Origin of the sequence: Pseudoflavonifractor phocaeensis (genome assembly GCF_016901955.1) — a bacterium.
Classification (GTDB): domain Bacteria; phylum Bacillota; class Clostridia; order Oscillospirales; family Oscillospiraceae; genus Flavonifractor; species Flavonifractor phocaeensis_A.
The window spans coordinates 1-12,893 of sequence record NZ_JACJLC010000008.1 but is presented as its reverse complement, the minus strand read 5'-3'; the positions used below and the strand labels follow the sequence as shown (position 1 = coordinate 12,893).

7 protein-coding genes are annotated in these 12,893 nt (G+C 61.9%); 4 read left to right on the top strand and 3 right to left on the bottom strand.

Annotated elements, in window-relative coordinates; genetic code table 11:
* Positions 1-155: 155 nt before the first annotated feature.
* Entirely contained in the window at positions 156-389 is a 234-nt protein-coding gene (locus H6B51_RS03100) for a helix-turn-helix domain-containing protein (protein WP_207753825.1), read from the bottom strand.
* A gap of 96 nt (positions 390-485) precedes the next feature.
* Here H6B51_RS03100 and H6B51_RS03095 point away from each other — a divergent pair, with 96 nt between their 5' ends.
* The 4 genes from H6B51_RS03095 (at position 486) to H6B51_RS03080 (ending at position 9,353) form a co-directional block, all read left to right on the top strand.
* Complete coding sequence (locus tag H6B51_RS03095; RefSeq protein ID WP_204882284.1) at positions 486-4,199, top strand: S-layer homology domain-containing protein; 3,714 nt, start codon at positions 486-488, stop codon at positions 4,197-4,199.
* Positions 4,200-4,327: 128 nt separating this feature from the next.
* Complete coding sequence (locus H6B51_RS03090; RefSeq protein WP_204882283.1) at positions 4,328-5,548, top strand: homocysteine S-methyltransferase family protein; 1,221 nt, start codon at positions 4,328-4,330, stop codon at positions 5,546-5,548.
* 205 nt (positions 5,549-5,753) lie between these two features.
* On the top strand, positions 5,754-8,069 hold the full coding sequence (locus tag H6B51_RS03085) for an anaerobic ribonucleoside triphosphate reductase (RefSeq protein ID WP_204882282.1): 2,316 nt from the start codon (positions 5,754-5,756) through the stop codon (positions 8,067-8,069).
* 78 nt (positions 8,070-8,147) lie between these two features.
* Positions 8,148-9,353 carry a class I SAM-dependent rRNA methyltransferase gene (locus H6B51_RS03080; protein ID WP_204882281.1) on the top strand — a complete coding sequence of 402 codons (1,206 nt, stop codon included), beginning with the start codon at positions 8,148-8,150 and terminating at the stop codon, positions 9,351-9,353.
* Positions 9,354-9,770: 417 nt separating this feature from the next.
* On the opposite strand, the gene eno is transcribed toward H6B51_RS03080, so the two are convergent.
* A complete protein-coding gene (gene eno, locus H6B51_RS03075) occupies positions 9,771-11,072 on the bottom strand; it encodes a phosphopyruvate hydratase (RefSeq protein WP_204882280.1) in 1,302 nt (433 codons plus the stop codon).
* Between the two features lie 155 nt (positions 11,073-11,227).
* Positions 11,228-12,748: a 2,3-bisphosphoglycerate-independent phosphoglycerate mutase gene (gene gpmI, locus H6B51_RS03070; RefSeq protein ID WP_204882279.1), complete on the bottom strand. Its 1,521-nt coding sequence runs from the start codon at positions 12,746-12,748 to the stop codon at positions 11,228-11,230.
* Between the last annotated feature and the right edge of the window lie 145 nt (positions 12,749-12,893).

Sequence of the window (12,893 nt, the reverse complement as noted above, 5' to 3'; positions counted from 1 at the left end):
GCTGAAAAAACCGCCTGCCGTGCGTTTTGCTGCGGCAGGCGGTTTTCTGTAAAAAATTGTCGAACGATAAAATCGGGAATATGGGATTATGTTTACATAGGTTATTGCATTTATTTTGAAAGAATGGTATGGTCAAGCAGGATAGCCGCAGAGGCCTATTCCTCGTCCGGAATGTACTCCAGAATGTCCTCCACCCGGCAGTCCAGGATCTCGCAGAGGGTATTCAGGGTGGTGGTGGTGATGGGTTTTCCGTGCTTCATGCGGTGGATGGTATGGGAATCCACCCCCTGCTTATAGATCAAATAATATTCCGTGACCCCTTTTTCCAATAAAGTCCGATAAAACGGCCCATAGCTGATCACATTTCTCACCCTGTTTAAAGTTAACATAGTGAAGGTATTGACTATACTGAATATATTCACTATAATGGCCATATCCAAATGCTGTTAGCCAAAAACTGAGAGATGAAAAGGAGTGTAGAAGAGATGAAGAAAAAGTTCCTATCCACTATCCTGGCTCTGGCCATGGTGCTGTCCTTGCTGCCGGTGACGGCGGGGGCAGAGGGTGTTACCAACTGTCAGGGCGGTGACACCTGCACCCATGAGGCGGCCATTACAAAGGATGGGACTACCACCCACTATGATACCCTGAAGGAGGCTTTGAATGCCGCCACGGACGGCCAGACCGTCACGCTGCTGAAGAACATCGACAACAGTGTGGACAAGGAAGGCTATGACAAGGGCATCAATTACACCCTGCAGGCCGGCACCACTCTGGACGGGAAAGGCCACACCCTCAGCGGCCACATCGGCGTCCACATCCCCGCGGCAGGCGCCACAGTAAAGAATGTAAATTTCATAAATATCCACAACACCACGGAAGTGGACGAGGATACTTGCGAATACTACGGCTGGAAAAGCAAGATCGGCAACCAGAGCGCCATCTACGCCTCCAAGCTCACCGGCACCGCCACCATCACCGGCTGCACCTTTGACAACATCGACTGGGACGCCATCCAGATCACGCCCGCAGCCACTACAGCGGGAATCGTGATTAAAAATAACGTGTTCCAGCACACCGCCACCGACAGCACTCAGCTGAGGTATGTCCATGTGGAGCATAACCTGGCGATTTTCTCCGGCAACAAAATCAATGAGTTGACCATTACGGATAATCTGTTTTATGATACGGAAAATCCCGGTTCTTCCATCTGCTCCATCGGCGTGTGGTATATCAACCGGAACACCATTACGCTGAAGGTGGACGGAAACTATATCGAAACCCCCACCACCGCCGAGGTAGACAAGCTGACAGTAAAGGCCCTGTATCCCATGCGCTCTGATCCTGAAAAGGACGTGGATGACATCGCTCCTGTGGCCTATTATGGCTCTGAGGTTTACTTCTCCCTGCAGGAAGCTATTGATAAAACCAAAACCTATCTCTACCTAATGGCGGACGTGACAGAGGATGCCAACATTCCCGTGGACAGGAAGATCACCTTCTACCCTTACGGCTATGACATCGGCACCCTGACCAACAACGGGGAGCTCACCATCTACGGCTCTGACCTGGCCGGGAGTTCCCAAATCGTGAACAACGGCACCATGTCCCTCAGCGGCAACTCCGCCACGGTCTACGACATCGAGAACAACGGCACGATCAAGATCACCAGGGGCGCCACCTATAACCTGAGCAAGATCACCGGCAGCGGCACCGTCACCATCACCGGTGGTACCTTCTCCACCAAACCGTCTGATACCCAGCTTGCCCAGTGGTACAAGGCGGTGGAGCAGAGCGGCGAGCCCGTCACCTATAAGGTTTCCTCGATGACCATGGCTGAAAAGGTGGAGGCGGGTGTGGTGGCCACCAGCAGCAGCTCCTCCGGCAACTGCTACACCAGAGTCACCGAAGGCGTCAACGCCACGGATAAAGACACGACCTATCTCCAGACAGACAGCGATGAGGATGTGGTGATCCGCACGCCTTACAGCGGTGGCCGCAGCCTTTATGCCAACAAACACAGCTTCACCGGCAGCATTGTGATTCAGGACAACTGCGACTTTCTCAATTTGCTGGGCAGCTCCTTCAATCTCAAGTATGTTTCCGGTGACAGGCTGCGCATCGGCTTTTACAGCACGGCGGCTGATGTGACCATCCAGGATGCCGACCTGGATCTGCTGGAGGTAAGCGCCTCCGGCGACTGCACTGTGACAGGGGGCAATTACGACAGCGTGATCGCCCACACCTACTATGACAAAACGACGGCCACGACGCCAAAATACACCGCCGAGCTCTCCATCACCGGTGGCTGCTTTGCCAGCGATACGGTGACAAGACAGTATACTGATATTCGCCCCGAGGGCGTGCCCGCTTCCGAAAAGGTGTCTTTAAGTGAGTTTCTGCCTGTTGACTACACCGTCGTTAAGGCCGGGGAAAACTATCTGGTTCTGCATAACAGTGCGTTGGAGGATGGCTTTGAATCCGGCGCCGCCGTGGTTGCTGAGGTCAACGGCAAGTACTACACTGATCTTTCCAACGCCATTTCCGCCGCTGTGGATGGTGACACCGTGACCCTGCTGGGAAAATATGAGGGTGAAGCGGTGACCACGATTTCCAAGGCCATCACCATTGATTTGGGCGACACGGGAACCTCCGAAAATCAGTTTAACGCTGACACCGGTTACGTCAAGTCGGTGGTCAATGGGACCAAACTGGTATTTGAGCGGAGTTTTACCATTACATTTGTGTACTGTGATGGAACTACCGGGGATACCACCGCTGTGACCGGAGCCGGCGGCAAGCTGGCCGACCTGCCCACTCCCTCCCGCAGCGGGTACACCTTCAACGGCTGGTATACGGAGCAGAGCGGCGGTACTGCGGTGACAAATGACACTGTCTTTACCCAGAATACCACCATCTATGCCCAGTGGACCCAGAACGCCCCCTCCGGCGGCGGGTCCGGCTCCGGCAGCTCCGGCGGTTCCACCACCCCGGACAAGGTGGAGACCGTCACCAACCCGGACGGGTCCACCACCACCACGGTGACCAAGCCCAACGGCACGGTGACCGAGACCACCAAGAACCCGGATGGCTCCAAGGAGTCGGTGGAAACCAAGCCTGACGGCACCGTCACCACCACCACCACTGACGCCGAGGGCAACCAGACCGAGAAGGTGGAGGCCGCCGACGGCACCGTCACCACCACCAATACCGACACCGAGGGCAACCAGACCCAGGTGGTGGAGGTCGCCGACGGCACCGTCACCACCACCGCCACCGACGCCGAGGGCAACAAGACCGAGACCGTCAGCAACCCCGACGGCTCCGGCTCCACCACCATGGAGCAGGCCGACGGCTCCACCTCCGCCACCACCGTGGACGAGACCGGCAAGACCCAGACCCAGGTGACCCTGCCCCAGCAGGTGATCGACGACGCCGCCCAGAACGACCAGGCCGTGGCCCTGCCCATGCCCCGGGTGGCCGTGACGTCCGACAAGGCCGGCGCCTCCACCGTCACCGTGGAGCTGCCCGAGGACACCACCGCCAAGGTGGAGATCCCGGTGGAGAACGTCACCGCCGGTACTGTGGCGGTACTGGTGAAGGAGGACGGCACCGAGGAGGTCATCAAGTCCACCCTTACCACTGAAAACGGCGTGGCCGTCACCCTGTCCGGCGGCGAGACCGTGAAGATCGTGGACAACACCAAGACCTTTGAGGACGTGCCCGCCGACCACTGGGCCGCGGACACCGTGGCCTTCGCGTCCAGCCGGGAGCTGTTCAACGGCACCAGCGAGACCACCTTCGCCCCCGCTGAGGACACCACCCGGGCCATGGTGGTCACCGTCCTGGCCCGGTATGAGGGCGTGGACACCGACACCGGCGACACCTGGTTTGAGGCCGGGGCCGATTGGGCGGTGGAAAACGGCGTCTCCGACGGCACCAACCTGGATCAGACCATCACCCGGGAGCAGCTGGTGACCATGCTGTGGCGGTACGCCGGCAAGCCCATCCTGTCCACCAGCATGAGCCAGTACCCCGACTACCAGGAGATCAGCCTGTGGGCCGCCGACGCCATGAGCTGGGCGGTGGGCAAGGGCATCATCCAGGGGGACGATGCCGGCCGCGTGAACCCCCAGGACGGCGCCTCCCGTGCCGAGGTGGCCACCATTCTGGCCCGCTTCGTGGCTATCACCGCCTGAACTTCAAACGGATCCGAAAAATGGCCGCCATGGGCGGCCATTTTTCCTGGAACGCCACCTTGCGCCGGGTAGACGGACTGTGCTATAATAATGCGCAAATATGCCTGCTCAGGAGGAAATGAAGAACCATGGACACCACCCCTATATCCCTGCCCCTTGTGATGGACGGCGCCACCGGCACCCGGCTGATGGAGCTGGGCATGCCCGCCGGGGCCTGCACCGAGCGGTGGGCGCTGGATCACCCCCAGGCCCTGCTGGAGGTCCAGCGGAGCTATGTGGCCGCCGGCAGCCGGGTGCTGCTGGCCCCCACCTTCGGGGCCAACCGGGTTATGCTGGAGCCCCACGGCCTGGCGGGTCAGGTAGCGGAGCTCAACTGCCGGCTGGTGGAGCTCACCCGGCAGGCCGCCGGAGCGGGCGTACTGGTGGCCGGAGATCTGGCCCCGGCGGGTCTGACGCTTACCCCCTTTGGTGACAGCAGCTTTGAGGAAATGGTGGCGGTGTATACCGAGCAGGCCGCCGCCCTGGCCGTGGCCGGAGTGGATCTGTTTTTCCTGGAGACCATGACCGATATGGCCCAGGCCAGGGCCGCCGTGCTGGCCTGCAGGAGCGTGTCGGACAAGCCGGTGTGGGTGTGCTTTACCTGCGACGACGAGGGCCGCACCCCCGCCGGCACCGACGTGCTGGCCGCCCTCATCGTCATGCAGGGCATGGGAGTGGCCGCCTTTGGTCTGAACTGCACCGCCCCGGCGGACACGGCGAAGCAGCTGGCCCGCCTCACCCCCTATGCCAGCGTACCCCTCATCGCCAAACCATCCGCCGGATTGCCCGGAGCCTGTTGTACCCCAGAGGAGCTGGCGGCGTTGGTGCCGGTCTGGGCGGCCGCCGGGGCCCGGATCTTCGGCGGGTGCTGCGGCACCGGCGCCGCCCACATCGCCGCCCTCAGCCATGCGGTGGCCCGGGTGGACTTTTCCGCCTTCCCCCCGGTGGAGCGGGACCCCGACGTGATCCCCTGCGCCAGCGAGAAGGAGGCACGGTTCATTACTCCCGACGTGGATGTGGGAGAGACCATCGAGTGCACCCCCGACCTGATGGAGGACATTCTGGAGGCCGAGGAGGAGTCTCCCCAGGGAGCTCTGAAGATCGCTATCCTGGAGGAGGACGACCTGGATATCTTTGCCGAACACCAGTATGTTGTAAAAGATGCCCTCTGCCTCTGGTCCGACGTGCCCCAGCTGCTGGAAAAGGCTCTGCGGCTCTATCAGGGCCGGGCCTTTTGGGACGGCACCGTGGACCTGGAGGAGGACTTTTTGCGGGACATGGCCCGAAAGTACGGTCTGGTGCTGCTGTAAGGCTGTCAAGCCATATGCCCGCAAATCAGCGAAACAGACAAAAAGCATGTCCTGAATTTGGGACGTGCTTTTTGTTTTGCGCCTTGACGAGGCCTGTCAAGATACGGTATCATTGTGGTTGTGCGAAGACTATATACACAATATATTGTGTCCAATTATAACCAAACGTAATCGTTTCCCCTGCGGAGAAAGGAACGGAGCGCAAATGACACTCACCAAGATCAGAAAACGGGACGGGCGGCTCACCCAGTTCAATGAGGATAAGATCGCCGGAGCCATCGACAAGGCCTTCCGGGCCACCTATAAGCCGGGGAAGGAGGCCGAGGCCAGGCGGTTGGCCGATGAGGTGCTTTCCATTCTGGAGGTAGAGGGGGAGCAGCAGCCCGACGTGGAGCACATCCAGGATCTGGTGGAGCGGGTACTCATGGACAACGGCTACATCCAGACCGCCAAGGCCTACATCCTCTACCGGGAGGAGCGCAGCCGGGCCCGGGAGATGAACACCCGGCTGATGAAGACCTACGAGGACATCACCTTCTCCGCCGCCAAGGACTCCGACATCAAGCGGGAGAACGCCAACATCGACGGGGACACCGCCATGGGGTCTATGCTCAAGTTCGGCTCCGAGGGGGCCAAGCAGTTCTACGATATGTTTGTCCTCAACCCCGACCACGCCCGGGCCCATCGGGAGGGGGATATCCATATCCATGACCTGGATTTCCTTACCCTTACCACCACCTGTTGCCAGATCGACATTCAAAAGCTGTTTGCCGGGGGCTTCTCCACCGGCCACGGTACTCTGCGGGAGCCCAACGATATCTCCTCCTACGCCGCCCTGTGCTGTATCGCTATCCAGTCCAACCAGAACGACCAGCACGGTGGGCAGAGCGTGGTCAACTTCGACTACGGCATGGCCGACGGGGTACGCAAGACCTTTAAGCGGGTGTACCGCCAGAACCTGGCCCGGGCCCTGATGCTGCTGGCCGGGGCGGAGGACCCGGAGGGAGAGCTGAAGGGGATGATGGCCGCCCTGGAGCAGGAGACCGGCCTGTGCCCCACCCTGGCGGGGGACGAGGCCTATTTTGCCGCCGAGCGGGAGGCCCTGGCCCGGTACGGGGATCAGACCCTGCTGGAGCAGGCCCAGCAGTTCGCCCAGCAGCGGGCGGTGAAGGAGACCGACCGGGCCACCTACCAGGCCATGGAGGCCCTGATCCACAACCTGAACACCATGCACTCCCGGGCGGGGGCCCAGACCCCCTTCTCCTCCATCAACTACGGCATGGACACCTCCCCCGAGGGCCGCATGGTGATGAAAAACGTGATGCTGGCCACCGAGGCCGGCCTGGGGGGCGGTGAGACCCCCATTTTCCCCATCCAGATCTTCCGGGTGAAGGAGGGGGTCAACTACAATCCCGGGGAGCCCAACTATGACCTGTTCCAGCTGGCCATCCGGTGCTCCGCCAAGCGGCTCTTCCCCAACTTCTCCTTCATCGACGCCCCCTTCAACCTGCAATACTATAAGCCCGGCCATCCGGAGACCGAGATTGCCTACATGGGCTGCCGCACCCGGGTCATCGGCAACGTGTACGATCCCAGCCGGGAGATCTGCAACGGCCGGGGCAACCTGAGCTTCACCACCATCAACCTGCCCCGGCTGGCCATCAAGGCCAGGGGGGATGTGAACACCTTCTTTGAGTCCCTGGACCGGATGATGGACCTGTGCGTGGCCCAGCTGCTGGAGCGGTTCGAGATCCAGTGCCGCAAGCACGTGTACAACTACCCCTTCCTCATGGGTCAGGGGGTGTGGCTGGACAGCGACAAGCTGGACTGGAACGACGAGGTGCGGGAGGTCCTCAAACACGGCACCCTGTCGGTGGGCTTCATCGGCCTGGCCGAGACCCTGAAGGCCCTCATCGGCGTCCACCACGGAGAGAGCGAAAAGGCCCGGGTGCTGGGCCTGGAGATCATTTCCCACATGCGCTCCCGGATGGATAAGGAGAGCGAAAAGCGGGGACTCAACTTCTCCCTGCTGGCCACCCCCGCCGAGGGACTGTCCGGCCGGTTCGTCCGGCTGGACAAGGCCCGGTTTGGGGTGCTGGAGGGGATCACCGACCGGGAATATTACACCAACTCCTTCCATGTGCCGGTATACTATCCCATCTCCGCCTATGAGAAGATCCAGATCGAGGGGCCCTACCATGCCCTCACCAACGCCGGACACATCAGCTACGTGGAGATGGACGGCGACCCCAGCGACAATCTGGAGGCCTTTGAGAAGGTCATCCGCTGCATGAAGGAGAGCGGCATCGGCTACGGCTCCGTGAACCACCCGGTGGACCGGGACCCGGTGTGCGGCTTCTCCGGCATCATCGGGGACCGCTGCCCCGGTTGCGGCCGCACCGAGGACGACGTGCCCTTTGAGCGCATCCGCCGGATCACCGGCTACCTGGTTGGCACCCTGGACCGGTTCAACAACGCCAAGCGGGCGGAAGAGCATGACCGGGTGAAGCACAGCGTGTAATGCCGACCCTCCGCCTGCCACACCGTCGGCGGCCCAGACGCCCCTGCGGGGCCATTCCATACAGGGAGGAACTTCCTTATGTCTGATAAACCTGCCATCCGCCTGAGACGGGGAGAGGGCCGGGCCTTCAAGGCCGGCGGCCCCTGGATCTATGACAATGAGATCGGTGAAATTGTGGGCGACCCTGCCGACGGGGACGTGGTGGCCATCCAGGACTACAACGGCTACCCCCTGGGGGTGGGGTTCCTGAACCGGGCCTCCACCATCGCCGTGCGGGTCCTGTCCCGGAAGGGGGACGCCGTCATCGACCGGGCCTTTCTGGAGGGCCGGGTGCGGGCTGCCTGGCAGTACCGCAAGGACACAGTGGACACCTCCTCCTGCCGGGTGATTTTCGGGGAGGCCGACTTCCTCCCCGGCCTAGTGGTGGACAAGTTTTCCGACGTGCTGGTGGTGGAGTCCCTGGCCCTGGGCATCGACAAGCTGAAATCCACCATTCTGGAGCTGCTGGTGGACATTCTGGCGGAGGACGGCATTGCCATCCGGGGCATCTACGAGCGCAGCGACGCCAAGGTGCGGCTGAAGGAGGGGATGGAGCGGGTGAAGGGCTTTTTGTCCGACCCCTTCGACCCGGTGGTGGAGATCGTGGAAAACGGGGTGCGCTACCAGGTGGATGTGGCCGAGGGACAAAAAACCGGTTTCTTCCTGGACCAGAAGTACAACCGCCTGGCCATCCAGCCCCTGGCCAAAGGGGGACGGGTGCTGGACTGCTTCACCCACACCGGCTCCTTTGCCCTCAACGCCGCCAAGGGCGGGGCCAGGGAGGTGCTGGGGGTGGACGCCTCCCAGCTGGGGGTGGATCAGGCCACCCGTAACGCCCAGCTCAACGGCATGGAGGACCGGGTACGGTTTGAGTGCCACGACGTGTTCGATCTGCTGCCCGACCTGGAACAGCGGGGGGAGAAGTTCGACCTGGTGATCCTGGACCCGCCCGCCTTCACCAAGTCCCGGGCTTCGGTGAAAAAGGCGGTGACCGGCTACCGGGAGATCAACCTGCGGGGCATGAAACTGGTGCGGGACGGGGGCTATCTGGCCACCTGCACCTGCTCCCACTTCATGACCCCCGAGCTGTTCGCCAAGACCGTGGGGGAGGCCGCCAGAGACGCCCGCCGGCGGCTGCGGCAGGTGGAGTTCCGCACCCAGGCCCCTGACCATCCGGTGCTGTGGGGGGCGGACCAGTCCCTGTATCTGAAATTCTATATCTTCCAGGTGCTGGAGGACAAATAAGGGTGTGAAAGGGCCCCGCCGCGATAGCGACGGGGCCCTTTTGTGCTGTGGAGGCGGAAAATGGGATGGCGTGAGTTGTTTCGCCGGGATAGTTTTGCCGTCTGTAGGGGCGGATATCATCCGCCCGCCCGTGACAGAGCGGGAAACGTCCCGCCGGGCGCACGATGTGCGTCCCTGCAATGGGCTGTGATTTGCATGTAGGGCCGCCATATATGGCGGCCGCTAACCCAAAACAAAAGCGGGGCCGCTGCCATGTGGCAGCGGCCCCTTGCGCTTGCTTCATTTGTCACGCTTCGCGCCCTCCGCAACGGCACACTGCTCACCGCTCCGCAAAAAATACCTTTGGCCTTCGGCCAAACTGCTTTTTTGTCTGCGCGGTTCGCTGTGCGCCTGCTCCCGGGCGCTCAGCGCTTCCTCTTACTTCAGGTTGAAGAAGGCGTCCTTGCCCAGGTACTGAGCAACATCGCCCAGCTCCTCCTCGATGCGGAGCAGCTGGTTGTACTTGGCCACGCGGTCGGTACGGCTGGGAGCGCCGGTCTTGATCTGGCCGGCGTTCAGGGCCACGGCGATGTCGGCGATGGTGGCGTCCTCGGTCTCGCCGGAACGGTGGGACACGATGGCGGTGTAGCCGGCCCGGTTAGCCATCTGGATGGCGTCCAGGGTCTCAGTCAGGGTGCCGATCTGGTTGACCTTGATGAGGATGGCGTTGGCCACGCCCTTCTCAATGCCGGTGGACAGACGGGTGACGTTGGTGACGAACAGGTCGTCGCCCACCAGCTGCACCTTGTCGCCGATGGCGCGGGTCAGCATAGCCCAGCCTTCCCAGTCGGTCTCGGCCATGCCGTCCTCCAGGGAGATGATGGGGTAGGTCTCGGCAAACTTCTTCCACATGTTGACCAGCTGCTGCTGGGTCAGCTTCTTGCCGGACTTGGGCTGGATATAGCACTTCTCCTCCTCGTTCCACCACTCGGAAGAGGCGGCGTCGATGGCGATCATGAAGTCCTCGCCGGGCTTGAAGCCGGCCTCCTCGATGGCCTTCACGATGACCTTCAGAGCGTCCTCGTCCTTCTTCAGGTTGGGAGCGTAGCCGCCCTCGTCGCCCACGCCGGCGGCGGGAGTGCCGTTGTCCTTCAGGGTCTTCTTCAGCTGATGGAAGACCTCGGCGCACATACGCAGGGCCTCACGGAAGCAGCAGGCGCCCACAGGCATGATCATGAACTCCTGGATCTCCACGTTGTTGGTGGCGTGAGCGCCGCCGTTGAGGATGTTCATCATGGGCACAGGCAGGGTCTTGGCGTTGACGCCGCCAATGTAGTTGTACAGGGAGGTGCCCAGGCTCTCGGCAGCGGCCTTGGCACAGGCCAGGGAAGCGCCCAAAATGGCGTTGGCGCCCAGCTTGGTCTTGTTGGGGGTGCCGTCCAGGGCGATCATGGCCTTGTCGATGGCCACCTGATCCAGCACGTTCATGCCCACCAGGCACTCGGCGATCTCGGTGTTCACGTTCTTTACAGCGGTGAGCACGCCCTTGCCCAGGTAACGGCTCTTGTCGCCGTCCCGGAGCTCACAGGCCTCATAGATACCGGTGGAAGCGCCGGAGGGCACGGCGGCACGACCAACGGTGCCGTCCTCCAGATAGACTTCGACCTCCACGGTGGGGTTGCCGCGGCTGTCCAGGATCTCACGGCCCAGAACGTCAACAATCTCGATGATCTGCTTCATGGTGAAAAACTCCTTTCAATTTTGGGGCGGTTTTCTGCCCCGCAGGGGTAACTTGGATTGTGGGGGGCGGGCTATGCCCGCCGGGCTATATTTGGTACGGCGGAGTTCCGCCGGATACCGCCTTCGCAGGGGCGGGACACCAGGTCCGCCCGTTCTCAGTTCAGAATCAGGGTCTCCCCGTCCATCTCGGCCGGTTTCTCGAGCCCCATCAGGTCCAGCATGGTGGGGGCGATGTCGGCCAGACGGCCGTCCCGCAGCTTCACGTCAGCGCCCACGATGTAGAAGGGCACCAGGTTGGTGGTGTGGGCGGTATAGGGGGTGACCCCGTCGTCGTCCAGCATCCGGTCGGCGTTGCCGTGGTCGGCGGTGATGAGGGACACGCCGCCCATTTTGGTGGTGGCCTCCACCACCTTGCCCACGCCCTCATCCACGGCCTCCACGGCCTTCACGGCGGCGTCAAACACGCCGGTGTGGCCCACCATGTCGCAGTTGGCGAAGTTCAGGATGACCACGTCGTACTTGCCGCTCTCGATGCGTTTGACGGCCTCCTCGGTGACCTCGGGGGCGCTCATCTGGGGCTGCAGATCGTAGGTGGGCACCTTGGGGGAGGGGATCAGGCACCGGTCCTCCCCGGCAAACACCTGCTCGGCGCCGCCGTTGAAGAAGAAGGTCACATGGGCATACTTCTCAGTCTCGGCAATGCGCAGCTGAGTGTAGCCCTGACGGGCAATATACTCGCCAAAAATGTTCACCAGCTCGTGATGGGGGAAGGCGATAAGCACGTTGGGCATGGTGGCGTCATACTCGGTGGTGCACACATAGGTGACGGGGAAGTAACCGTGCTTGCGCTCCACATCGGTAAAGTTGGGGTCCACAAAGCAGCGGGTGATCTCCCGGGCCCGGTCGGGGCGGAAGTTCATGAAGATGATGGAGTCGCCCTCCTTCACCTTACCGTCCTTGGCGCACACGATGGGCTCCACAAACTCGTCGGTGACCCCGGCGTCATAGGACTTCTGCACCCCGTCCACCGGGTCGGCGTTCTCGGTGCCCACGCCCAGGACGATGGCGTCATAGGCCCGCTGCAGGCGGTCCCACCGCTTGTCCCGGTCCATGGCATAGAAGCGGCCCATAACGGTGGCCACCTGGCCCACGCCGATCTCCTTGCACTTGTCCACCAGCTGCTGCACATAGTCCTTGCCGGAGGCGGGAGGTACATCCCGGCCGTCCAGGAAGCAGTGGACGAACACCTTCTGGAGGCCCCGGCGCTTGGCCAGCTCCAGCAGGGCGAAAATGTGGGTGATGTGGCTGTGGACGCCGCCGTCGCTGAGCAGGCCGAACACGTGCAGCGCGCTGTCACGCTCCTTGCAGTCGTCCATGGCCTCCAGATAGGCCTCGTTCTCAAAGAAGTCGCCATCCTGGATAGCTTTGGTGATCCGGGGCAGGTCCTGGAACACCACCCGGCCGGCGCCGATGTTGGTGTGGCCCACCTCGGAGTTGCCCATCTGCCCCTCGGGCAGGCCTACGTCCATGCCGGAGGCCGCCAGCTTGCAGCCGGGGTTTTCGGCAAAGATCTTGTCCAGATTGGGGGTGTGGGCGGCGGCGATGGCGTTGCCGTTCTTGTCGCCGCGCAGGCCGAAGCCGTCCATGATGATGAGAGTAGTCGGTGTTTTACTCATACGTTACCTCTTGTTCTGAAAGATACGCATGGCGCGCCCGGGCGCTGTGCGCTTCTTTCTTGTCACGCTTCGCGCCCTCCGCGACGCCGTCTAAGCCCCTGCGACTGCACAAGCCGGCCTGCGGCCCCGTGGGCCGTCAGGTCCG

Bases quoted from the DNA above. Each gene is read 5' to 3' on its own strand.
- H6B51_RS03100 (WP_207753825.1), bottom strand. From the start codon at position 389: ATGTTAACTTTAAACAGGGTGAGAAATGTGATCAGCTATGGGCCGTTT.
- H6B51_RS03095 (WP_204882284.1), top strand. From the start codon at position 486: ATGAAGAAAAAGTTCCTATCCACTATCCTGGCTCTGGCCATGGTGCTG.
- H6B51_RS03090 (WP_204882283.1), top strand. From the start codon at position 4,328: ATGGACACCACCCCTATATCCCTGCCCCTTGTGATGGACGGCGCCACC.
- H6B51_RS03085 (WP_204882282.1), top strand. From the start codon at position 5,754: ATGACACTCACCAAGATCAGAAAACGGGACGGGCGGCTCACCCAGTTC.
- H6B51_RS03080 (WP_204882281.1), top strand. From the start codon at position 8,148: ATGTCTGATAAACCTGCCATCCGCCTGAGACGGGGAGAGGGCCGGGCC.
- eno (WP_204882280.1), bottom strand. From the start codon at position 11,072: ATGAAGCAGATCATCGAGATTGTTGACGTTCTGGGCCGTGAGATCCTG.
- gpmI (WP_204882279.1), bottom strand. From the start codon at position 12,748: ATGAGTAAAACACCGACTACTCTCATCATCATGGACGGCTTCGGCCTG.